This is a genomic window from Flavobacterium piscisymbiosum (genome assembly GCF_020905295.1).
GTDB lineage: Bacteria > Bacteroidota > Bacteroidia > Flavobacteriales > Flavobacteriaceae > Flavobacterium > Flavobacterium piscisymbiosum.
In genome coordinates, this window is sequence record NZ_JAJJMM010000001.1 from 3,723,864 (window position 1) to 3,749,353 (window position 25,490).

Sequence of the window (25,490 nt, forward strand, 5' to 3'; positions counted from 1 at the left end):
CTTATGAAAAAACAGTTTTTTAAGAAAACGATGCTATTATTGACGTTACTAATCCTTTCGTCAAATGCGGTTAATGCGACAGTATCATTACCTTCTTTCTTTACAGATAATATGGTGCTGCAGCAAAAAAGCGCCGTTCCGTTTTGGGGAGAAAGCGATGCGAAATCAGTAAGTATTACGACTTCATGGGATAAAAAAACATACAAAACCAATGTCGAAAATGGCAAATGGAAGGTAGTTTTTAAAACTCCGGTTTATGGAGGACCGTACACGATTACTATAAATGACGGAACAATTAAAACGCTCAACAATATTTTAATTGGCGAAGTTTGGTTGTGTTCCGGACAAAGTAATATGGAAATGCCGCTGGAAGGTTGGGGAAAAATCAATAATTATAAGGAAGAAATAGCCAATGCCAATTATCCACAAATACGATTATTACAGGCAGAACATATAGAAAGTACTTTACCAGTAAACACACTAAAAGTACAACACGACGGGTGGAATGTTTGCAGTCCTGCAACTATAGCTGATTTTAGCGCAACGGCTTATTTTTTTGCAAGAAAGATTTACAACGAAAAAAAGATTCCAATTGGGTTAATTCATTCTTCCTGGGGAGGAACACTTATCGAAGCCTGGACAAGTTCCGGAGCGTTAACCACCATTCATGATTTTGATGCCGAAATTCAGGCGATGAAATCTGAAGTTGATCAGGAGGCTTTACTGAAAAACTATAATGCCGATATGACCATCTGGGAAAAGAAATTAGCAGATTCAGATAAAGGATTCCAAAACGCAAAAGCTATTTGGGCAACAGCCAATTTTGATGATTCATCCTGGAAAACTATGCGATTGCCGGCATTTTTTGAAAATAAAGGATTATCCAATTTTGATGGCGTAGTCTGGTTTAGAAAAAAAGTAAATATTACTTCAACCAATGCCGACTTTACCCTAAATTATTTGGCAGATGATGACGATATGATTTGGGTAAACGGAAATTATATTGGCGAAACCAAAGGTTATAATGTAGAACGTCATTATACAATTCCGTCAAAGTTCCTCAAAAAAGGCGAGAACTTTATAACAATAAGAGTTTTTGACGGAGCAGGAAACGGCGGAGTTTACGGAGATGAGAATTTCACTTTAAAATCAGGAAAAGAAACCATCTCATTAGCCGGAGACTGGAAATATAATATTGGCGCAGATATCAAAGATTTGCCTGCTAAACCTTATTTGGCTCAAGGCCAAAACAGACCAAGCGCGATATACAATGCGATGATTGCACCTTTGATTGATTATAAAATAAAAGGAGTAATCTGGTATCAGGGAGAAAGTAATGCCGAAAGAGCGCATCAATACCAGAAGTTATTTCCACTGTTGATAAACGATTGGAGAGACAAATTTAAAGATAAAAATTTACCGTTTTTCTTTGTTCAATTGGCGAATTACAAACAACAAAAAGAACAACCGGGAGATTCAGATTGGGCAGAGTTGAGAGAAGCGCAATTTAAAGCTTTGAAACTATCGAACACCGGAATGGCCGTTACAACCGATATAGGGAACGGAGAAGACATTCACCCAAAAAACAAACAAGATGTAGGAGGTCGTTTGGCGAGTATTGCTTTAGCAAAAGTGTACAATACCAAAATCGATTATTCGGGACCGTTGTATAAATCGTACAACATAAAAGGAAATACAGTTACGGTTGATTTTGATTTTAATAAAAACATAAAAGCCAGAGACGATACGCTTAAAGGATTTAGTATTGCAGGATCAGACCAAAAGTTTTATTGGGCTGTAGCCAAAGTAGTAAACGGCAAAGTCGAGGTATATGCTCAGGAAGTACTAAATCCGGTTGCTGTTCGATACAATTGGGCTGATAATCCTGACGGAAATTTAACGAACGAATCGGGATTGCCTGCATCATCCTTTAGAACAGATGTTTGGGCAGGAATTACACAAGAAAAGAAATAAAAAAAATATAATAAAATGAAAAAACACATTACCACTTTAAGGCAATCTTTTGGGATAGCATTTTTTATGCTGGCGAGTTATTGCAGCCCGGTTTCGGCGCAACAAATTATATCAGTAAAAACAAAAAGTAATGCGCTTGTTTTGCAGGTAACTCCGGGAAAAGAAGTGAACACCATTTATTTAGGAGAAAAATTAGCAAACGATTTTGATTACGTAAAAATACAAAGTCAGTTCAAACAAGGAACAGATTATTCAGGAATTTACAATGCAGCTTATACACCATCAGGTTCTAAAAACTTATTGGAACCGGCGATTGCCGTAACACACGCTGACGGAAATACTTCACTGGATTTGTTATATGTAGATCATAAAACAACAACGATAAGTACAGGAGTTTCTCAAACCGAAATCACACTAAAAGATAATGTTTACCCAATCGAGGTTCACATGTTTATTCAGTCGTATTATGATACTGATGTTATCGAACAATGGACAACGATTAAGCATTCTGAAAAAGGAAATATTACGTTAAACAAATATGCTTCGGCCAATTTGTATTTGAAAGGATATAACAACTTTTACCTGAACCAATATCATGGTGACTGGGCAAAAGAAATGCAGCCTGAAGAAACCAAACTAACGCACGGAATTAAAGTTTTGGACACCAAATTAGGAGCGCGTGCCAACTTGTTTCAGCCATCTGTATTTATGGTTTCTTTGGATAAACCAGCTACAGAGGATGAAGGAAAAGTATTGTTTGCAGGTTTAGAATGGTCAGGAAATTTTCGTACCGATCTTGAATTAGATCCGTTAAATAATCTTCGTGTTATTTCAGGGATTAATAATGCAGCGGCGGCTTATTCATTGGCAAAAAACACAGTTTTTACAACGCCTAAATTTTGGTATACTTTATCTTCTAAAGGAAAAGGAAACGCAAGCCGTAACCTACACGACTGGTCAAGAAATTATAAAATATTAGACGGAAAAGGAAGCCGTATGACATTGCTAAACAACTGGGAAGCTACTTATTTTAATTTTGATGAAGATAAATTAAAAGTACTTATTGCCGATAGTAAAAAACTAGGCGTTGATATGTTTTTATTGGATGATGGATGGTTCGGAAATAATTTTCCTCGTAATAATGATGATGCAGCTCTTGGAGATTGGGACGTAAACAAAAAGAAATTACCAAACGGAATTGGAACTTTGGTACAAACAGCCAAAGACAATCAGGTAAAATTCGGAATCTGGATCGAGCCTGAAATGGTAAATCCGGCGAGTGATTTGTACAAAAAACATCCGGAATGGATTATCAAACAACCGGGAAGAACAGAACATTATTTCCGTAACCAATTGGTTTTAGATTTATCAAACCCAAAAGTTCAGGATTTTGTTTATGGAGTTGTGGATAATCTTTTTACAGAAAATCCGGAATTGGCGTATATCAAATGGGATTGTAATGCGGTGATTTATAATGCCTATTCAAGCAATTTAAAAGACAAACAAAATAATTTTTATACAGATTATGTAACAGGATTGTATAAAGTTCTGGAGCGCATTCGAGTAAAATATCCAAAAGTACCTATGATGCTTTGTTCCGGTGGTGGAGGAAGAGTAGATTATGCGGCATTGAAATACTTTACAGAATTCTGGCCAAGTGATAATACAGATCCTTTAGAGCGTGTATATATGCAATGGGAATACTCTTATTTCTATCCTGCATTAACAATCGCTGCACACGTTACAGATTGGGGAAAACAACCTTTAAAATACCGTACCGATGTTGCTATGATGGGAAGATTAGGTTTTGATATTGTAGTAAAAGATCTGAACGAGAAAGATTTAACTTTTGCTCAGCAGGCAATTAAAAACTATAATGCATTGAGCAACACGATCTGGCAGGGAGACCAATACCGTTTGCAAAACCCTTGGGGTAATGATGCGGCATCGGTAATGTTTGTCAACAAAAACGGAAATGAAGCGGTAGTTTTTACTTATTCTGTTAATTCCCGTTACGAAGCAGGAACACATTTACCAATAAAATTAAAAGGTTTACAAGCCGGACAAAACTATAAAGTAGAAGAAATCAATGTATATCCGGATAAAAAGCCGGTGGTAGAAACTGCCACATATTCAGGTGATTTTTTAATGCAGGTAGGAATTAACCCGAATGTGAATTCTACTAATACGAGTGTTGTTTTAAAAATTACAAAGGCTTAAAATCTCAAACATTAGTATATATTTGTAATTGATTTCTAAATAAATACCTATTAAAACGTTTTATGAAGCAAATTATCCAACAGATAAAAAATCTGGAATCCATCAATTCCTTATCTAAACATGAGCAATTGGTTCAGGGTATAATTAATGCCATTGATGAAAAAGTGGTTACAAAAGGCGATTTACTGCCATCTGTAAATACATTTATAAGTGAATTGGGTTTTGCGAGAGAAACCATTGCCAAAGCTTATAAAGAACTTGTGCACAGAGGAATTATCGAGTCAAAAAACCGATTGGGTTATTTTGTTGCGACCAATGATGTAAAACAAGAGCTAAAAGTGGCTTTGCTAATATTTGCATTTGATATTTTTCAGGAAACGTTTTACGAGAATTTCAGAAAAGGTCTTGGAAAGAACATTCAGCTGGATATCTTTTTTCACCACAATAATTTTGATACGTTCGAAAGTATTGTTCAGAATATAAAAGGAAAATACGGCATGTTTGTTATTGCTCCAATTCCGAGTAAAAAAACACCGGCTGTTTTAAAACAATTGCCTACCAATAGAGTGTTACTGGTAGACCGTTTTATAGAAACAGATGAAGATTATAATTATGTTGCACAAGAGTTTGGAGATTCTTCTTACAATGCTTTTGTGCAGCTTAAAGATAAAATTAAAAAATACGACGAGATCATTTTCTTCTTTAAACCATCATCTGCAGAACCTGATGAAATCTTAAATTCATTTAAAAGATTCATGAAGGATTATGATATTAAAGGAGTTATCAAAGAAGAGTATGTATCCGGTTCTCTTGAAAAAGGAAAAGTGTATTTCACGATTCACAATCTTGAATTGTGGGAAATGCTGAAAGACTCCAAAATCAAAGGGCTTAAAATAGGTTCAGACATTGGTTTTATTTCGCATAATGATGATATCGTAAAAGAAATTATTTTTGACGGAGTAACTACATTCTCTACAGATTTCTCTGAAATGGGAAAAAAAGCAGCTAATTTTGTTTTGAATCGTAAAAAGATTCAGGAGATTGTTCCAACAATTTTAGTTGATAGAAATTCGCTGTAATGTATGAGTGTATTGTCGATTGTTAGTTTTTTGCTCATTACGGGTTTTATCGCCTTATTTTCAGCTTTAAAAACACGTAAAAAAAAGGTCCAAACTACAAACGGACTTTTTTTTGCAGATCATAACAACAATTTTTTTATAGTAGGAGGAGCCTTATTATTAAGTAATATAAGTGCGAATCAATTTATAGGCGAAAACGAATCCATATACACCAACAATATGAGCGTTATGGCGTGGGGCGTAAGTTCTGTGCTGGCGATGTTGCTTGTAGCAGAGTTCTTTTTGCCTATTTATTTTCGTACAGGAGCCATGACAATTCCGGATTATCTGGGAAAACGCTATGATAATTCGACCAAAAGACTGGTGTCGATTGTATTTCTGTGCAGTTATGTCGTGAATTTATTGCCAGCCGTTTTATACGGTGGCGCAGTTGCACTTACCGGAATGTTCAATTTTATAGAGCCTTTACAATTAAGCTATTGGCAAAACATCTGGATTATGGTTTGGGTGATTGGGCTAACAGGTTGCGCGTATTCGGTTTTAGGAGGTTTAAGAGCAATATCTATAAGTGATACCATTTTAAGTATTGGGTTATTAACCATTGGGATTGCTTTTCCATACTTCGGATTTAAATTTCTGGGTAATGGCGATTGGTTCAAAGGATTTCATATTTTGCTGTCTCAACATACAAAACATCTCAATGCTATTGGAGGTCCAAAAGACGAAATTCCGCTGAGTACCATTTTTACCGGTATGTTTATCATGAACTTGTATTATTGGGGAATGGAGCAGTTTATTGTTCAGCAGGCACTTTCTGCAAAGAGTTTATCGCATAGCCAGAAAGGGATGGGATTGGCTTGTTTAGGAAAATTGCTATGTCCGTTTATTATCAATATTCCGGGATTGGTTGGGGTTCATCTCTATAGTAATCTCGAAAACACCGCTGAGGTTTTTCCTTTGGTTGTAAAAGATACATTGCCTGGTATTATGATTGGTCTTACGGCTGCAGTGGTTCTGGGCGCTGCCATTAGTACTTTTAATGCTGGTTTAAACAGCAGCAGTACACTTTTTGTGCTCAACCTTTATAAACCGTGGTTAGAAAAAAGAAATAAAGAAATTACAGAAAAACATTTGGTGTACACCGGACGAAAATTCGAAATTATTGTTTCGGCTTTAGCCATGTTTTCGGCTCCGTTTATCATGTTTAGCAAAGCGGGTTTTTATACCTATTTGCAACAATTGGGCGGAATGTTTTGCGTGCCTATTTTTACGATTATTCTGGTTGGTTTTGTTTCTAAAAAAGTTCCGCCACAAGCAGCCAAAATCGGAATGATATTCTTTATTTTTAGTTATATCATCTTCAATTATATCCTTGATATCAAACTGCATTATTTGCATATGCTGGCGTTATTATTTGTGTTTACCACAATATGTATGCTGGTGGTTGCTAAGTTTTATCCAAAATATAAATACACCGAAATCAAAATTGAATCTGTCGAATTATCGCCTTGGAAAAACCGTTACTGGTATTTCGCTTTACTTTTGATGGGTATGGTGAGTATTTTCGTTTTATTCTCGAAATGGGGGATAGCTTAGGAGGAAGGTTCTAAGGTTCTGAGGGACAAAGGTTCAAAGGTTTTAATATAGGGGCGTACGGTTGTGCGCCCTTTTTTTGTTTCATTATGAAGGAGGGTTTTATTGTAGAGACGCACAGCAGTGCGTCTAACGCAAAGAAATTTACACAATTATGATCAACAATCTTTATAGAATTTCTTTGTCATGGCACGCAGATGACACGGATTTGCTTCGCAAAAACACGGATTTTACGCGGATTTTTTGTTTGTCATCCTTAGTGTCAAGCTTGTGGTTACTTTGCATTGAACACTTTACACCCAACATAACCCCAAAGTATTTGTCATCCTGACGCAGAAAGGATCACACAAGAAGCTCGACAAAGAAACTCGACAAAGATTGGTCCATCACTTTACGGAATTACTAGTGTGATCCTTCGTTCAGGATGACAAGCTTGCGGTTACTGTATGTTAAGCAAATGACAAATGGTAAAAATCCGTTTTAATCCGCGCTTTTGCGAAGCAAATCCGTGTCATCTGTGTGCTATGACAAAGAATATCAGCAAAAATTACTTTTAAAAACGGAATATATTAATCATAAGATATATCTTTTAATGCAAAAATCCCCATCAATGTGTCGTTTTTACACAAAGAAATTAGGCATTTGTTTTACCATTTTGAGCCCTTAATTGAGATTTTTTTATAATGTTTTTAGTAATAATTTTTTAGAAATTTCACTTTTATTGCCATTATTGATTAACAAAATTAATGTAGCCGAAATCGTTGTAAAGTGGTTATTTTCTTTGTTTAAAACTAGGAATTGATAGTTTTTTGTGTGAGATTTCTTTATTTTATTGCTTTCTTTTTTTTCTTTTTCCTTTTTAAATGATCTTATTTATAGTAAAGCCGAAATAAAAGGCCGAAAAAAATAACAAATTCTTAAAACATAAATTTGGTTGTTATGAAAATATTTGCATGTTTGTATTGTTGTAGTATAGTATAGTATAAGTCAATTCGTTTTCTCATATTTTAAATGCTCAATAATTCAAAAAAACCAACTCAATATTTTATTAACTAAAAACCAAATCATTATGAGAATTGCAATAAGATACTTATGCTTCTTAGTAGTTATGATGTCCGCCGGTACACTTTATTCCCAAACCATCACCGGTAAAGTTACAGATAATGAAAATTTACCCTTGCCTGGCGCTACAGTTGTAGTAAAGGGTACACAGAACTCAACTGTAACTGACATTGACGGAAGTTACAAATTAGCCAATGTTAAAACTGGATCTACTTTAGAATTTAGTTTCATAGGATTTAATACTCAAAGTGTTTCTGCCAATAATGCGGTTGTAAATGCATCTTTAAAACCAAGCTCACAGGAATTGAATGAAGTTGTAATAGTTGGAGCTGTAATGAAAAAGGGAGATCTGACAGGTGCTGTAAGCAGTGTTTCTGGTGATAAACTTAGAGAGGTTCCTACTCCAAACGTAGTGCAGGCGCTACAAGGACGTGCATCAGGTGTATATGTACAACAAAGTGCTGTACCCGGTCAGTCAGGTACAATAAGAATTAGGGGAAATAATTCTCTAAACTTTGGCGGTAACCCAATATTTGTAATAGATGGTTTGATTACCGATAGCAATTTTGAAAACATTAACCCTGATGATGTTGCCAGTATGGAAGTGCTTAAAGATGCTTCGGCTACTGCACTATATGGTTCAAGAGCGGCAAATGGAGTAATCGTAATTACAACAAAAAAAGGTTCAAGATCTGGAGAAGCAAAAATACAATATGATACATGGACTGGTGTCTCTGAATTTGCAAGAACGATCCCGTTGATGAATGGCCAGCAATTATTTGACCTTAGGGTCGATGCTTATGCAAATCGTTATATGGATGAAAATCCAGGGGCTGATCGTGCTGCTTATGTTAATCAAATTAAGTCAAACGGTTCGACTGTATTTGCGCCTTATGAATTAGACTCTTACAGAGAGGGCAAAAGTTACAACTGGCTAGATCAGGTAACACGTTCTGGTTTTCAAACGAATCATAATTTAAGTTTTAGCGGAGGAGGAGAAAAAGGAACTTATTTTGTAAGTTTTAATTATGTTAACCAGGAGGGACTTCTTAAAAACTCTGATTTTAAAAGATATAACGGAAAAATTAACCTTACGCAGGATTTAAAATCATGGCTGCAGTTTGGTACCAATACTACTTTTTCAAGAAGCAAGAGCAATTATCAGGAAGGTAGTGCTTTTGGTGTGGCATTGGGAGCAAATCCACTATTGCCTATAGACGCTAAGGCTACTTATCTTAGATATGGTGAAGTGTTTGACCAGAATCTTTATAATCCGATAAGAAGTCTTGATATCATCAATACAAGCTCACGTAACAGACTTACAAGTAGTAATTTTTTAAGTGCAAAACCGCTAAAAGGACTTGATATCAGAACTACATTGTCTGTAGACATTGCAGATCAGGCAAATTTTGATTATGTACCAAGTTCCACAGGACAGTCACTTAGAAATTCTATGGATGGGGAGGCACATCATTATAGATATTCACAATTCAATTACCAGTGGGATAATACCGTAAGTTATAGTAAAGTTTTTGCTGCAAAGCATGATGTAAGTCTTATGGGAGGATTTTCTGTAATGAGTAATTCAGGTAATAGTACTGATGTAAGAGCTCGCGGATTTGTTAGTGATGATTTGACCTATATGGCATTATCAGGTGCATACCAAAAGGATAATGCGCAGTTAAGTTCGAATTTTACAGATTATTCAAACCAATCGTATTTTGCAAGAGCGAACTATACTTATGATGGTAAATATACTATTACCGGTACAGTAAGAAGAGATGGTTCTTCTAAATTTGGCCCTAATAACAAATGGGGAACCTTTCCTTCTATAGCAGGAAGTTGGGATATTGCCAAAGAAAATTTCCTTTCAGGATTTGAAAAATTAGATCAGCTTAAATTTCGTGTAGGTTATGGTATGGTGGGGAATCAAAATGTAGATGCTTACAGGTATTTTGCCTTATATAATGCACAAGTTAGTAATAATTCAGGTACTTATGTGTCTGATAATTATATCGATAATTTTGATTTAAGATGGGAAAAACAAAAACAATTTAATGTTGGATTAGATACTGGTTTCTTTCAAAACAGACTGACTGCAAGTGCTAATTATTTTCATATAAATAATGACGACCTTTTAATGTTACGTAATATGCCGGTTTCATCAGGTTATAAATATAAACTGGATAATATTGGTGCTACAACTAATGAAGGGATAGAATTAGAACTTAGAGGTGACATTATTAGAAACAAAGATTTTAAATGGAATGTTTCTGCCAACATATCATCGGCAAAAAATAAGGTTACAAAACTTTATGGAGATGCTACAGAGATCTATAACCTGGGTGGTTATAGCAACAATGAGATCCAACGTACCGGAAACTTTTTCTTAGGCCAATCGGTAAACACAGTTTATGTATTTCAATATGATGGTATAGCTCAGCAAGGAGAAAACCTTACCGGAGTAAATTACGGAAGTAGAACTGTTCAGGCTGGGGATATTAAAATTAAAGACCGCAATGGCGATGGTGTAATAAACGATCAGGACAGATATGTGGTTGGTGATTTGAATCCTGATTATTATGGAGGTTTTTCTACAGATCTTAATTATAAAGGTTTTGCATTAAACGCCGTATTTTCTTATTCAATAGGAGGTAAAAGACCAAGTGGTACCTACGAAAGCTATATGAACTCAGGAGGTATGAGTGCAGCACATACAGATCTTTTAGATCGCTGGACTCCTACGAATACCAATACAGATGTACCAAGAGCTTATTATGGAGGAGGAAGATATACTTTGGGTGAGACCGATAAGGCAATACAAGATGCTTCATTCCTAAGATTAAATGCACTTACATTATCGTATACATTACAAGACAAGGTTGCAGAAAGTGTTTTTCTTAAAAATGTAAGGTTTTATGTAACGGGATCAAATCTATTTATTGTAACTAAATATAAAGGTTATGATCCAGAGGGAGGAGATTCTTATCCAATTTCCAGAATGGTAGTTATGGGATTAAATGTATCTCTTTAATCAAATTAATTTAAAAAATTATTTTATGAAAGCAAAAATTATAGCCTTTATGGCCGTGGCAATATTCTCAGCCTCCTGTTCTTCAGATTTTTTAGAGGAAGAGCCTAAAAGTTCACTTACTGCTGCACAGGCATATGGCAGTTTAGGTAAAATAGAGCCTGTTCTTTTGGGAGCGATAACGAATTGGAGAAATATGCAAAAAGACCGTGCAGGCCTTTATACTTCTCTTGGTACAGACGAAGCACAACAAGGTGCTTTGCAGGTAACCGGAGATGCAAACCAGGCAGGACTTGATTTGTACAATGGTTTTCTAAGTCAGGAGAATCAGGCAATTGGACAATTGTGGAATGACAGATGGCCAGTAATCGAAGTAGCTGCGCAAACTATTAGAGCATTAGGAACCAATACTGAAGACGATAGTGCAAAACGTGATCTTTTGATGGGAGAAGCTAGTTTTTTAAGAGCAACATTAATGTTTGAGCTAACACAATATTGGGGAGAAATACCTATTAATGATAAAGCAAAAACAGCAGAATTTGGTTTAAGACGTCAGCCTTTGCCTTTGGTTTATTCTTATATCGTTGCCGATTTAGAAAGAGCAATTGAAAAACTTCCTGTATCACAAAGCAATCCTGCATTTCCTGCAAAAGGAGTAGCTCAGGCACTTTTAGGAAAAGTATATTTATATGCTCCAGAAGCTTCAGGATACCGAGATTATACTAAAGCAAAGCAATGGTTTGGAGAAGTTATTACTTCCGGGAAGTATAGTTTACTGCCTAATTACGCAGATGTTTTTAGTCCGGATCACGCTAATTCTCCAGAATCATTATATGAATGGCAGTATACTAATAATTGGCCTGATAACAACCAGATACAATGGCAGACAGGTTCAAGAGTTTTAGCTAACATAAACCAATATGCTTATTTTGGCGGTTATGATCTTATACTTCCTACTCAATATTGTTATAAAGATAAAACGGATGGCGGAATATGGGAACCAGGTGATGTGCGTAAAGATGCCAGTATTCGTTATGATTTTACTTATAAAGGAGTTAAACCAACACTTCCTGCTGGTTTTGGTGGTGATGAGTTAGATCCGCACATTAAAAAATTTGAAGATATTCGTGTAGAAGGAAAACAATCATTTTGGAATTCAGGAAAAAATAAAGCTTATATCAGATACTCAGATGTATTACTTAACTACGCAGAATGTTTAAATGAATTAGGAAATACAACAGAAGCTGAAGGATATGTAAATCAGGTTCGTACAAGAGCTTTTGGAGGAACATTACCTGAAGCCATGAAATGGAGCGGACTTTCGCAAACTCAGTTTAGAGATCAAATCCTTGACGAACGTATGCGTGAATTAGCTTTTGAAGGCTGGAGAAGAATGGATCTTATTCGTACAGGGAAATTGGTACAATTAGTAGGTGCCCGTAACAAATGGGCAAAACAAAACGGTACTATTGCCGCATTTCATAACCTTTATCCTATTCCTATCGGAGAGATCAAGCTTAATGATGAAATTGGTCCGGAAAACCAAAATCCAGGATATTAATGTTTTTGAAGACAGTTTTAATGTAATTTTTTATTTTTTGGTCACGTGATTTTTGGTTAGTCACAGTTTTGATTTGCAATGCCATTTTGGATTTAGGTAATAACAGTACAAAGTTTTCTGTTAGAAAAAACTTATTCCAAAATGGCATTCTTTTTTTTAATGTTTACAAAAATGTAAACGAATCAAATAGTAATATGAAGTTTAATAATATTCACTTTTTTATATGGTTATTAGTTTTAAATGCTTTTTCGTTAAGTATTTATGCTCAAAACAAAGTAAGTTTAAACTCTTCTGATATCGTTTGGAAAGTCAAACCGCAAGCAGAAGTAGGGCAGGACAGTCTTAAAATATTGGCCCCAAATTATTCCGGAACAAATTGGGTAAATGCCGTTGTTCCGGGTACAATTTTCAATTCGTATGTTGTAAACGGATTAGAGAAAGATCCTAATTTTGGCGATAATATTTATCAGGTAGATAAAGCAAAATACGATCGCAGTTTCTGGTATCGTACCGAATTTAAGGTTCCTGAAAATTTTACAAAAGATATTATTTGGTTAAATTTTGAAGGAATCAACCGCGAAGGAGATGTTTACCTTAACGGAAAAAAAATAGCCACACTTAGCGGAATGATGCAACGTGGTAAATTTGATATTACTAAGTTGGCGCATCGCAACGATAAAAATGTTCTGGCAGTTTTGGTAAGTATCCCGAAAACGCCTTTAAATAATTACGGAAGTCCAACCTATATTTCAAGCGCCGGTTGGGATTGGATGCCGTATGTACCGGGATTAAATTCCGGAATTACAGATGATGTTTTTCTTAGCAATACAAACAAAATTACGATTGTAGATCCGTGGATTCATAGCAATTTACCTTCGAATGCACGAGCAGATCTTGATGTAAAAGTAGAAATGAAAAATTCATCGGCACAAAATCAGGAAGCAGTTCTGACAGGTGTAATTATGCCCGGAAATATTACTTTTTCTAAAAAAATAAATTTAGATGCAAACGGAATTACAAGCGTACATTTTAACAAAGAACAATTTCCGGAACTTTCGATTCAGAATCCTAAATTATGGTGGCCAAATGGTTACGGAGATCCTAATTTATATACGTGTCAGTTTACTTTAAAAATTGGAGATGTAGTTTCGGATACTCAAAAAATAACCTTCGGAATCAAAAAATATACTTACGATACAGAGGGCGGTGTTCTGCATGTTTCGATAAACGGAAAACGTGTTTTTCTAAAAGGTGGAAACTGGGGAATGAGCGAATATATGCTTCGTTGCCGAGGAGACGAATACGATCTTAAAGTGAAACTGCACAAAGAAATGAATTACAATATTATTCGTAACTGGTTAGGTTCTACTACAGATGATGAATTTTATCAGGCTTGTGATAAATATGGGATCATGGTTTGGGATGATTTTTGGCTCAACGCAAATCCTAACTTACCATTAGACATTCACGTTTTTAATAGCAATGTAATCGAGAAAATAAAACGAGTAAGAAATCATGCCAGTATTGCAGTTTGGTGCGGAAATAACGAAGGATTACCACAACCTCCGTTAAACGGCTGGATTGCCGAAAACATAAAGACTTTTGATAATAACGACAGATATTATCAGCCTTGCTCAAACACAGGAAACTTAAGCGGCAGCGGACTTTGGGGCAATAAAGATCCGAGGTTTTATTTTACCAAATATCCTGCGGCTTATGTAGGAACGGGCGATGGCCCAAGTTGGGGTTTAAGAACTGAAATTGGTACAGCAGTTTTCCCTAATATTGAAAGCTTTAAGAAATTTATTCCTGAAAAAGACTGGTGGCCAAGAAACGAAATGTGGGACAAACATTTCTTTGGAGAAAAAGCCTTTAATGCTTCGCCGGATAATTATGATAATAGCATAAATGAACGTTACGGAAAACCCAATAACCTCGAAGAATATACCACAAAAGCCCAATTATTAAATATCGAAACCAACAAAGCCATGTACGAAGGCTGGTTAGATCATATGTGGGAAGATGCTTCAGGGATTATGATCTGGATGAGTCAATCCTCTTATCCTAGTATGGTTTGGCAAACGTATGACTATTACTATGACTTAACAGGAGCATATTGGGGTGTAAAATCAGCTTGTGAGCCCATGCATATTCAATGGAATTCGGTAAATAATTCGGTTAAAGTAATTAATACTACAGGAACTGATTTCAAGAATTTAAAGGCTGAAGCCGAAGTATTTAATATGGATGGAAAATCAGTAGCAAAATTCGAACAAAATGCAACCATCGATTCGTATCCGAATACAGCGACAGAAAGTTTTGTGATTCCGTTTTATTCCAATCAAAAAGATCTTGCGTTTCAAAAAAATGCAACAGCTTCTTCTACAGATGGAGGAAATCTAAGAGACGTTACAGATGGCGATTCTAATAGTCGTTGGGCAAGTAATGCTACTGATAACGAATGGATTTATGTAGATCTTGAAAAAGAATATACCATAAACAGAGTAGTTTTAAACTGGGAAAATGCCTTTGGAAAAGAATATAAAATCCAGGTAAGTACCGATGCGAAAAACTGGACAGACGCAAGTGTTATAAAAGAAGGAAAACAAGGTCTCGAAACCATTTCGTTTGACGAAGTAAAAGCCCGTTATGTTCGAATGTTGGGTATAAAACGCGGTTCAGGTTGGGGATATTCACTTTACGATTTTAAAATTTTTGGTGCCGATGCCAATACTTCAGATTTAAGTCCGGTACATTTTATTCGATTAAAATTGAAAGATGCTCAGAATAAATTAATCAGCGAGAATTTTTATTGGAGAGGAATCAACATGAAAGATTTTACAGAACTGAATAAATTGCCAAAAGCAAACGTAAATGTTTCCAGCAAAGTGGTAAAACAAAACGGAAAATATGTGATAAAGGCAAAAGTTTCAAGCCCACAAGGAATTGCATTTGGAATCCATATTCAAACATTAAATGATAAAACCGGAGCTCAGATTTTACCGGCAATTATAAACGATAGTTATTTTACTCTACTAAAAGGAGAAAGTAAAGAAATTACCGTAGAATTTGATGAAACACTTTTGAAAAACGGTGAAAAACCGGTTATAAAAGCTATTCCATACAATAAATAAGAAATTATTCTAAACACAAACCTGACAGGTTTTTAAAACCTGTCAGGTTTAATAAACATTGCAAAATACTTTAAAAATAGAATTATGAACATTAAAAAATTTAAAGCACTGCTTTTTATACTATTGCCCTTGTTAGGCTATTCGCAAAATAACCCATTAGAATTATGGTATAACAAACCTGCCTCTCAATGGGAAGAAACATTGCCGCTAGGAAACGGACGTTTAGGAATTATGCCGGGCGGAGGAGTGACAACCGAAAAATTGGTTTTGAACGAAATTACTTTATGGAGCGGAGGTCCGCAAGATGCCAATAATTACAAAGCATATTCTTTTTTGCCAAAAATAAGACAATTGTTATTGGAGAATAAAAATAAAGAAGCCCAAAAACTAATCGACCAGCATTTTATCTGTACAGGAGCAGGTTCAGGAAGCGGAAACGGAGCTGATGTACCCTTTGGAGCGTATCAGGTTTTGGGAGATATGACATTAAAATTTGATTACAAAACCCAATCAAAACCGGTTAATTATAGCAGAAATCTGGACATTCAAACCGCAGTTGCCGGAACTCAATTTACAATTGACGGCGTGACGTATAAGCGTGAATATTTTACAGGATTTGGAGATGATGCAGGTTTTATAAAATTGACTTCGAGCAAAAAAGGAAAACTAAATTTCACTATTCAGTTAGATCGACCAGAACGTTTTAAAACTGTAAATGGCTCTGATAATTCGCTTGTTATGACAGGTCAGCTTAACAACGGAACCGACGGAAAAGGAATGAAATATAAAGCAAAAGTAAAAACTCAGCAAGTAGATGGAAATGCTTTATATACCAACAATAAAATTGAAATAAAAAATGCTACAGAAGTTGTGATTTTTATTTCTGCAGGAACAGATTATAAAGATAAAAATTTCGAAACTACTACAGATAAAGTTTTGGATGCAGCGATGCAAACGAAATATCAGGATCAGAAGAAAAAACACGTTGAAAACTACCAAAAGTTATTCAATCGTTTGACTTTAAATTTCGGAAAAAGCGCAAAGAAAACATTACCAACAAATGAGCGTTTAGATACTTTTATAAAAGAACCAGATACAGATAAGGGACTTCCTGTTTTGTTTTATCAATACGGTCGTTATTTGAGTATCAGCAGCACAAGATTAGGATTGTTGCCGCCAAACTTGCAGGGATTATGGGCGAAAGAAGTACAAACGCCATGGAACGCCGATTATCATCTGGATGTAAATGTTCAGATGAATCACTGGGCATTAGAAACCGCCAATTTATCAGAATTGAATCTTCCATTAAAAGATTTGACTAAAGATCTTGTACCAAATGGAGAAAAAACAGCCAAAGCCTATTACAATGCTGATGGTTGGGTGGCACATGTTATCACAAACGTTTGGGGTTTTACAGAACCAGGTGAAAGTGCTTCATGGGGAATCACAAAATCAGGTTCAGGCTGGTTGTGCAACAATTTATGGAGCCATTATTTGTATACCAATGATCAGGCTTATTTAGCTGAAATTTACCCAATTTTAAAAGGTGCGGCTCAGTTTTACAAAAGTATGTTGGTAAAAGATCCTGAAACAGGCTGGTTGGTAACTTCACCATCGGTATCTCCGGAAAACTCATTTTTATTACCAAATGGCGATGCGTCGCACGTTTGTATGGGACCTACAATTGACAATCAAATTATTCGCGAATTGTTTAATAACGTGATCATCGCCTCTAAAAAACTTGGTTTAGATAATGATTTGAGTATTGAATTAGACAAACAATTAAAATTATTACCGCCTCCAGGGGTTGTTAGTCCAGATGGAAGAATCATGGAATGGTTGAAAGATTATAAGGAAGAAGATCCTCAACACCGTCATATTTCTCATTTATATGGCTTATATCCAGGATCTTTGATTACTCCTGAAAACAAACCAGAATTGGTAGACGCCATTAAAAAAACGCTTGAAGTAAGAGGAGATGATGGAACAAGCTGGTCAATTGCATACAAAATGCTGTTTTGGGCTCGTTTAAAAGATGGAAACAGAGCTTATAAATTATTTAAGACAATACTTAGACAAACACATGATACCAATATTAATTATGGTCCTGGTGGTGGTGTATATGCCAATTTACTTTCTGCAGGTCCACCATTTCAAATTGATGGAAATTTTGGAGCAGCTGCAGGAATTGGCGAAATGTTGATTCAAAGTCATGCCGGATTTATCGAATTATTGCCTGCAATGCCAGATGTTTGGTTAAACCAAGGTGAAGTAAAAGGGCTTAAAGCCGAAGGAAACTTTACCGTAAACATCAAATGGGAAAAAGGTAAAGTAACCAAATATGAGATTCTATCTCCAATACCAACAAAAGTAAAAGTGAAGGTTAATGGAGAATTAAAAGAAATTACTTCATCTAAATTGTAATACCAACAAGACCCAACAGGTTTAAAAAATCTGTTAATTCTAATATATGAATAGCCCCCAGCTTTAGCTGGGGGGTAATAAAATGATATGCAATATGGCTTTAGCCGAAATCTTATTGTATTTCGGCTAAAGCCATTTTTATATTCGACTCTTTTGATCTCCAGCTAAAGCTAGAGTCTATTCAAAAAATCATGAAATCATATTTCATTAAATTCCATACAATGAAAATAAAAAAAATAATACTCTTTGGGACTTTACTAAGTTCAATAGTTCTTGGAGCACAAACTTCTGATAAAATCACCTCTCACGTAAATCCATTTATCGGAACAGGCGCAGCACAAGGATCACCGCTTTCAGGAAATAATTATCCCGGAGCAACAGTTCCGTTTGGGATGATGCAATTGAGTCCTGATACACGCAACACACCCGATTGGAGCGTTGCCAGCGGCTATAATTACAATGATACTACAATTGCAGGCTTTAGTCACACACATCTTAGCGGAACTGGTGTAGCCGAGTTATTCGACGTTATGTTGATGCCTTTTAGTGGAGAAATTGTCAAAGAAGAAGCAGGACAAAATGCCTATCAATCTAAATTTTCTCATGAAAAAGAATCCGCAAAACCGGGTTATTATAGCGTTGAACTTTTAGATTATCAGATAAAAGCAGAGCTTTCGGCAACAACGCACGCGGGTTTTCATAAATATAGTTTTCCTAAAAATAAAGAAGCACATATCGTCATCGATTTAGATCATTCGATGAAAAAATCCGATTGGAATACGCGTATCATTGCGTCTCAATTGTCATTTCCTAACGATCATACGATTGAAGGATATCGTATCATTACAGGTTGGGCACCAATGCGAAAAGTATTTTTTCATGCAGAGTTTTCACAGCCTATCATTCACAATCATGTTACAGATGGTGGAAATGTTTATGATAATGCCAAAATAGTAAACGGAAATGCAATAAGAGCCATTCTAGATTTTGATACATCAAAACAACAAGAGATTTTGGTAAAAGTTGGAATCTCGGCAACCAGTATCGAAAATGCACGTTTGAATGTACAAGCTGAAATTCCTGCCTGGGATTTTAATGCAACTGTAAATGCTGCCGATGTCATTTGGGAAAAAGAATTAAGCAAAATAAAAATAGAAGCTACAGCAGAGCAAAAGCAGATTTTCTACACCGCTTTGTATCACACATTTATTCAGCCCAACACTTTGTCAGATATTAACGGAGATTATCCATCAGCTGATTATACGGTTAGAAATTCACCCAAACCTTATTATTCGACATTCTCTTTGTGGGATACGTATCGTGGCGCACATCCATTATATACGATAACGCAACAAGAACGTTCTGCCGATTTTGTAAATAGTATGTTGGCGTATTATAAAGCCTTTGGTTACTTGCCAATCTGGCAATTATGGGGACAGGAAAATTATTGTATGATAGGCAATCACGCCATTCCGGTTGTGGTTGATGCTGTACTTAAAAACTTGCCAGGCATTGATGTCGATTTGGCTTTTGAAGCTGTAAAGAATTCAGCAACACTTGAACATCCGGGATCACCATTTGGTATTTGGGAAAAGTACGGTTATGTTCCTGAGAATTTAAAATCACAATCAGTTTCTTTGACTTTAGAAATGGCGTATGATGATTGGTGTGTGGCAGAACTGGCAAAGAAATTGGGTAAAACAGATGATTACAATCATTTTACAAAACGTTCTCAATTCTATAAAAATCTATATGACAAAAAAATTGGTTTTTTCAGGGCAAAAGATGATAAAGGCAATTGGATAGGTCCTTTTGATCCTTTAAAATATGGCGCAAACGGTGGCTATCCGTTTACAGAAGGTAATGGCTGGCAATACTTTTGGTACGTTCCGCAAGATGTAAAAGGACTTATTGGTTTAGTTGATGGAGATAATCTTTTCACTAAAAAACTAGATACTTTTTTTACATTAGAAGATAAACCCGAAGAAGTAAATGATAACGCTTCAGGTTTCATTGGTCAATATGCACACGGAAACGAACCAAGCCATCACATTGCTTATCTCTACAATTATGCAGGTCAACCCTGGAAAACCCAACAATACGTAGCAGAGATTTTGAAGAAAATGTACAATACAACTTCATCCGGTTATTCCGGAAATGATGATTGCGGTGAACTTTCGGCTTGGTATGTTTTTAGCGCAATGGGATTTTATCCCGTTAATCCTGCTAGTAGTATTTATGTTATAGGAACACCAATTCTTAAAGAAGCTTCTATTCAATTGAAAGATGGAAAGGCTTTTAAAGTTATAGCAAACAATGTTTCTGATAAAAATATTTATATCGAAAGTGCCAAACTAAATGGTAAATCGTATACCAAAACATTTATCCGTCAAGCGGATATTGATACCGGCGGAACTTTAGAATTTGTTATGTCATCAAAACAGAATAAGAAATGGGGAACGAAATTGGAAGACAGACCAGTTGAGTAGATTTGAATTTCGATGAGAAAAATTAGCCACGGATTACGCGGATTAAACGGATTTTAGCTGATTTTTTTTTACTATTTGTATGTATATTTTTGTCATCCTGATTTCTATGATAAAACCAAATCTTTTTGATAAGGGATTTGGTTTTTTATTACCGCAAAAACTCGATGGATTATTTTATTTCTCACAGCGTTTAAAACGCTCATTTTATTCTTTCCTTCATCAACTTTTCTAATGTAGTATGTTTTTAAATCATTATCTGATCGGACCGCACTCATCGCTGCCAGATGCAGAATAGTTTTTAGATTTTTATCAGCAAGCATTGATACTCCAGGCCTTCTTTTTAATGATGTTCCAGATTGAAAATCAAAAGGAACTACTCCGCTGTAACATGCCATTTTCCTAGGATCAGTTATAGTTGTAAATCCTTCTGTTTTTGACAACAATGTCCATGATAAAACCTGACCTACTCCAGGAACAGATTTAATCAATTTCTGTTTCTGATTAAGGCTCTCTTGGTTTTGGATTATATTTTCAATATCATTTTCTATTATCTTAATTTGGACGTCAATATCTCTAAGAAGCTTAATATTTAAGTCTTTTAGGTGTTTATCTAAGCCAATACTTTTCATGAGTTTGTAATCATGCTGCTGTACTATTAGCTGCTTTTTAATCTTTATTCTTGAAGCTCTTTCGGTTAATAGTATTTTTATCTTTTTAATCGAACAAGAACATGGCTTCCATTCTCTGCTTTCCTGATGATTTTTTTCGATGAAATTACAAATGCGAAGAGCATCAATTTTATCATTTTTACCTCTAACAAGTCCTATACTTTTTTTGATATGTAAAGCTGATATTACATAAACTTTAAAATCAAATTTTTCAAGCACTTCAAACAGATTCCAATTATATCTGCCTGTATTTTCCATAGCTATAATTACCTTTTCTTCCGAGTAGCTTTTGAAGAAACGTTTAATAACAGGTACTTTATTTTCAATGGAAAAGTAGCTTACTGTCTCATTTTTAATACAGATATCCAAAGTCTTACTGCTGATATCAATGCCGATAATAATGTTTTTCATAACTTTGCTTTTACGATTCAACAAATGATTTGAGAAATTCATCATAAGCTCAACTCCTTGATAACGGGTCTCTAGCCCAAATTTCTATCTGAGTCTTTGATGAAAGGGAAGCGAAAGTCTTAATCAAGATATGAGTCACAAACTCAGAGGAACGAATAGTTTACTTTTGCTTCCTTTCTCAATCATAAATTTAATTAAATTTCAAAAAGCAAATCTAAAGGAGGTACGAAGGATCACACAAGAAATTCCGCATGCAAAATCGTCAATCTTTGTCGAGCTTCTTTTGCGATCCTTCGTGCCTTAGGATGATAAGATTACGTAAATTATGAGTAAAATAAAAAATCCGTTTTCATCCGCGTTTTCGCGAAGCGAATCCGTAACATCCGCGTGCCATATTCCATTCTAAGAATAACAAGATTATGACAATAAAAAAAGGTTTGATGAAATTAATCATCAAACCTTTTTTGTTTCAAAAGACCTGAGAGGTTTCAAAACCTCTCAGGTCTAATATTTAAACTACTAACTTAAACAGAAACCGATTCTTCATTCTTCAATAAAGACAAATGTATTGTAACTCCTGAATGACTTTTTTCTTCAGATAAAACACTTTCAAAAACTTCCTCAGCTTCCGCTTTTTTATCCAAACCTAAAAGCCCTAATCCCTGCATATATAAACAGTGAATTTTATTTCGTTTGTCTAAATCATCTTCCCAAATCATAAGATCAGGAAGTGAAACTGCAAAATAGTCAATTGTAACATGATCGTTGAGGTGTTTTTTAGCGTAAGCGACTAACTTCTCAAAACGTTTATCAGCTTCAGATTGCTGGTTTAATTTTAAGAAAGCCAAGCCCTGATAGAAAATTTTATCCGGTTGCTGATCGTTATAGAAAATCGCTGCCGTTGGTTCATCTAATCCCTGCGTTGCTTTGTTCCACCAGTTTTTAGCTTGTTCAGGATTGTTTTTCTTTTCGAAAGCAACACCCAACCAATAATGAATATCATTTTCCTGAGCGCCAGGTAATTTTCCTTCACCTAAATTATCAGGATACGTTTGTGCTTGTTCCAAAAGTTCTATGGCTTTATCGTAATTTCCTTCTGAAATTTGCTGTTTAGCAATTTCGGTTAAAGAAACAAGATATTGTCCACTTACTTTTCCTTCGCCGCCTTCCCACGGATGGAAAATTCGGTTTTGTAATAAAGTTAGCGCTTTGTCGTGTTTTCCTAAAAGATTGTATAAAGCCACTCTTTCTAAGTAAACATCATCACGCTGAATTACCAATTCTAAATGTTTTTCTAAGAAAGCCAATCTGAAAACTAAATCTCTGTTCAGACGTTTGTACAATTGATCCAGTTCCATTAAAATTCTGGAATCTGTCAAGTCTAACGAAAATGCTTTTTCTAAACTAGAAAGCGCTTTTTGTTCATCTTCTAATTTATTATAATACGCCAAAGCCAAATTACGATGCACAGTTGGGAAACGATCATCGATCGCAACAGATTGTTCCCAGCAAGAAATAGCATCATCATAATATTTAGAAGCGTACCAAAAGTTTCCTAAATAATACAACGCTTTTGCATCATTAGTTTGTTTTTTAATTACATTTTGAAGTACTAAAGCAGCTTCAATCTGATTTGGGAAACAATAGTCCGGTTTTGCCTGAGAAGCCATTTTGAAGCATTCTTCGGCTTGACCGAAATCATTTAATTTTTCATAGAAAGAACCCGCATAATACCACGCAATTGGGTATGTTTCTTCGTCTTTTAAACCTTCAGATAATAAATTTGCAGCTTCATTATATAAACCTGCTGCAGCATAATCTAAAGCATATTCTATATACGTATGAATGTTATTTCTAATCAACAAATTGAAATACGCAAGGTCTTTTTTGTCATTACTTAAAAGGTATTTCTCGTAAAGCAATCCAAAATTGAAACAATCATTTTCTAAATAAGTATTCGCCAATTGAAGCGCTTTTTCTTGTTGGTTTAACTTTCTAAGAAAAGCCACTTGCAGATGCAGCGCTTTATGATCTTCGGTATTTTTAGAAATTGCTTTTTTAATGTGTGCCAATGCCAATTCAAAATCGCCATTTAAAGCATCCAATTGCGCCACATAAAAATAGCCCTGATTTTGCCAGGCCGCATTCCATGTTGATTTGTAGAAAGCATCGTAAGCTTCTTTGTTTTTATTTTGATATTTCAGACACAATCCCAGATTGAAATAAGCTTCTCCTTCATACGGATTTGGATTTCGTTGTGTCAATGTTTTAATAGCTGCTCTAAAATAAGGTTCTGCTTCTGCGAATTTTGCTCTACGCATCAACCATAATCCCATCGCATTGTTAGAACGAATATCGCCTGAATCGCGTTTTATCGCTTCTTTATAATACGGAATCGGACTGTAAGTCGCGTGTCTGTATTGTTCTAAATGTTGTGCAGTTAAAAACAATTGTTCATTATTCTCAATATCTTCAGGAGCAAGGGCAGGTTTTGCAGCTTCAGGAATTTCGTCTTCATTTTGTCCTTCATAAATCCAATCAACCAAAATTTTATCATCAGCATCCGTTACAGAAATCGATAATCCTTCTAAAGACGTATTTTCAAAATCAATCGTTTCTTCGAATGAATTGTACGGCGAAGCATCATATTGTTTTTGGAATAAAACTGTATCATTATTCTTTAAAGTAACTGTAGTATTCGGATAAACGCCCGTTGTGTAGGCTTTAATCACCAATTTATTGTCGATACTTTCGAGATTAACCATCGCATTTTTAGTCGCGTTTTTTACGATTCCTAAATCACGATACGGCATAAAATACTGTGTAAAATCTTTTTGTTCACCCGGCATAATCCAGGTAAAATCAGGCTGATTATCCGTGTAAACGCCACACATCAATTCGATATACGGACCATCTTCATCGGTAAGATTACGATCCCAGGCACGGCCAAAATCGCCGTGACCCCAAGTCCATTGTTTTTTTCCCGGAGAAACATGATGATTGGCGACGTGCAATAATCCGCCTTTCGAATCATTTTCATATCCGCCCACAAAATTATATTTGGATGCAATCGCCATATATGACGTTGGAACTGGAATATTTTTATAACGCGAAATATCTGTTCCCGGCGAATAATCGACTTTATAATACGTTCCTTTCGAAATCGGGAAAGAAGATACATCACGTTTACCATGATCAAAAACAGCATTCACATCCGGCGGAAAAACTGATTGATAATCATCGTTTACCTTAACAGCAGGATTGGCCCACCATAAAAAAGTTTGAGGAAACGAAGTTCTATTGTACAATTGCGCTTTAATTTCCAGATACGCTTTGTCTGGATACAATCGGAAACCCGCCATACCTTTGGTTCTAAACATACGCTCGACTTCGCTGCACCAAACTGTTGCACTTCCGTCTTCGTGTTCTTCGATCGTAAAATCAACAGGATCAAAAGTCGTTGGTCTGTGGTGCTGCGGCCAGTTAAATTCGATTCCGCCAGAAATCCACGGACCTGTAAGTCCTACTAATGCTGGTTTTACAACCTGATTGTAATATACAAAATGACGTTCTTTGGTTTTATCATACGCCATATGAACGCGCCCGCCAAGTTCAGGCAGGATCATTATTTTAACAAACTCATTTTCAAGATAAACAGCTTGATATTCTTTGTCGATTTTTTCGTCTGCGATTTTTTCAATAACCGGATAAGGATATACAGATCCGTTACTTCCCTGATATACTCTTTTCTCAATAAATACAGGATTTTTTTCAGGTTTGCCCACCTCATAGGTTGGCAGGATTATTTTTTCCTTCCAAACATTTACTTTTTGCATGATGTAAT

Annotated in this window: 11 protein-coding genes; 9 read left to right on the plus strand and 2 right to left on the minus strand. The window is 35.5% G+C overall.

Annotated elements, in window-relative coordinates; genetic code table 11:
- Positions 1–3 precede the first annotated feature (3 nt).
- The 9 genes from LNP81_RS16240 to LNP81_RS16280 all read left to right on the plus strand — a co-directional run bounded on the left by LNP81_RS16240 (position 4) and on the right by LNP81_RS16280 (position 20,567).
- Positions 4–1,974 carry a sialate O-acetylesterase gene (locus LNP81_RS16240; RefSeq protein WP_230037596.1) on the plus strand — a complete coding sequence of 657 codons (1,971 nt, stop codon included), beginning with the start codon at positions 4–6 and terminating at the stop codon, positions 1,972–1,974.
- A gap of 15 nt (positions 1,975–1,989) precedes the next feature.
- Positions 1,990–4,194 carry an alpha-galactosidase gene (locus tag LNP81_RS16245; RefSeq protein ID WP_230037598.1) on the plus strand — a complete coding sequence of 735 codons (2,205 nt, stop codon included), beginning with the start codon at positions 1,990–1,992 and terminating at the stop codon, positions 4,192–4,194.
- 62 nt (positions 4,195–4,256) lie between these two features.
- Positions 4,257–5,273 carry a GntR family transcriptional regulator gene (locus tag LNP81_RS16250; RefSeq protein WP_230037600.1) on the plus strand — a complete coding sequence of 339 codons (1,017 nt, stop codon included), beginning with the start codon at positions 4,257–4,259 and terminating at the stop codon, positions 5,271–5,273.
- Between the two features lie 3 nt (positions 5,274–5,276).
- Positions 5,277–6,869 (plus strand): solute:sodium symporter family transporter, encoded by a 1,593-nt coding sequence (locus LNP81_RS16255; RefSeq protein ID WP_230037602.1) that lies wholly within the window; start codon positions 5,277–5,279, stop codon positions 6,867–6,869.
- A gap of 1,066 nt (positions 6,870–7,935) precedes the next feature.
- Positions 7,936–10,962, plus strand: a complete 3,027-nt coding sequence (locus tag LNP81_RS16260; protein ID WP_230037604.1) for a SusC/RagA family TonB-linked outer membrane protein — start codon at positions 7,936–7,938, stop codon at positions 10,960–10,962.
- Positions 10,963–10,987: 25 nt separating this feature from the next.
- A complete protein-coding gene (locus tag LNP81_RS16265; protein WP_230037606.1) occupies positions 10,988–12,520 on the plus strand; it encodes a RagB/SusD family nutrient uptake outer membrane protein in 1,533 nt (510 codons plus the stop codon).
- A 194-nt stretch (positions 12,521–12,714) separates the two neighbouring features.
- A complete protein-coding gene (locus LNP81_RS16270; protein WP_230037608.1) occupies positions 12,715–15,654 on the plus strand; it encodes a discoidin domain-containing protein in 2,940 nt (979 codons plus the stop codon).
- Between the two features lie 84 nt (positions 15,655–15,738).
- Positions 15,739–18,078 (plus strand): glycoside hydrolase family 95 protein, encoded by a 2,340-nt coding sequence (locus LNP81_RS16275; protein ID WP_230037610.1) that lies wholly within the window; start codon positions 15,739–15,741, stop codon positions 18,076–18,078.
- Positions 18,079–18,299: 221 nt separating this feature from the next.
- On the plus strand, positions 18,300–20,567 hold the full coding sequence (locus tag LNP81_RS16280) for a GH92 family glycosyl hydrolase (RefSeq protein WP_230037612.1): 2,268 nt from the start codon (positions 18,300–18,302) through the stop codon (positions 20,565–20,567).
- A gap of 104 nt (positions 20,568–20,671) precedes the next feature.
- On the opposite strand, the gene LNP81_RS16285 is transcribed toward LNP81_RS16280, so the two are convergent.
- Positions 20,672–21,646 (minus strand): IS110 family RNA-guided transposase, encoded by a 975-nt coding sequence (locus tag LNP81_RS16285; RefSeq protein ID WP_230033283.1) that lies wholly within the window; start codon positions 21,644–21,646, stop codon positions 20,672–20,674.
- A 524-nt stretch (positions 21,647–22,170) separates the two neighbouring features.
- The gene (locus tag LNP81_RS16290; RefSeq protein WP_230037614.1) at positions 22,171–25,482 is read right to left on the minus strand and encodes a DUF5107 domain-containing protein; all 3,312 of its coding nucleotides are present in this window, start codon (positions 25,480–25,482) and stop codon (positions 22,171–22,173) included.
- Positions 25,483–25,490: the final 8 nt, after the last annotated feature.

Bases quoted from the DNA above. Each gene is read 5' to 3' on its own strand.
- LNP81_RS16240 (WP_230037596.1), top strand. From the start codon at position 4: ATGAAAAAACAGTTTTTTAAGAAAACGATGCTATTATTGACGTTACTA.
- LNP81_RS16245 (WP_230037598.1), top strand. From the start codon at position 1,990: ATGAAAAAACACATTACCACTTTAAGGCAATCTTTTGGGATAGCATTT.
- LNP81_RS16250 (WP_230037600.1), top strand. From the start codon at position 4,257: ATGAAGCAAATTATCCAACAGATAAAAAATCTGGAATCCATCAATTCC.
- LNP81_RS16255 (WP_230037602.1), top strand. From the start codon at position 5,277: ATGAGTGTATTGTCGATTGTTAGTTTTTTGCTCATTACGGGTTTTATC.
- LNP81_RS16260 (WP_230037604.1), top strand. From the start codon at position 7,936: ATGAGAATTGCAATAAGATACTTATGCTTCTTAGTAGTTATGATGTCC.
- LNP81_RS16265 (WP_230037606.1), top strand. From the start codon at position 10,988: ATGAAAGCAAAAATTATAGCCTTTATGGCCGTGGCAATATTCTCAGCC.
- LNP81_RS16270 (WP_230037608.1), top strand. From the start codon at position 12,715: ATGAAGTTTAATAATATTCACTTTTTTATATGGTTATTAGTTTTAAAT.
- LNP81_RS16275 (WP_230037610.1), top strand. From the start codon at position 15,739: ATGAACATTAAAAAATTTAAAGCACTGCTTTTTATACTATTGCCCTTG.
- LNP81_RS16280 (WP_230037612.1), top strand. From the start codon at position 18,300: ATGAAAATAAAAAAAATAATACTCTTTGGGACTTTACTAAGTTCAATA.
- LNP81_RS16285 (WP_230033283.1), bottom strand. From the start codon at position 21,646: ATGAAAAACATTATTATCGGCATTGATATCAGCAGTAAGACTTTGGAT.
- LNP81_RS16290 (WP_230037614.1), bottom strand. From the start codon at position 25,482: ATGCAAAAAGTAAATGTTTGGAAGGAAAAAATAATCCTGCCAACCTAT.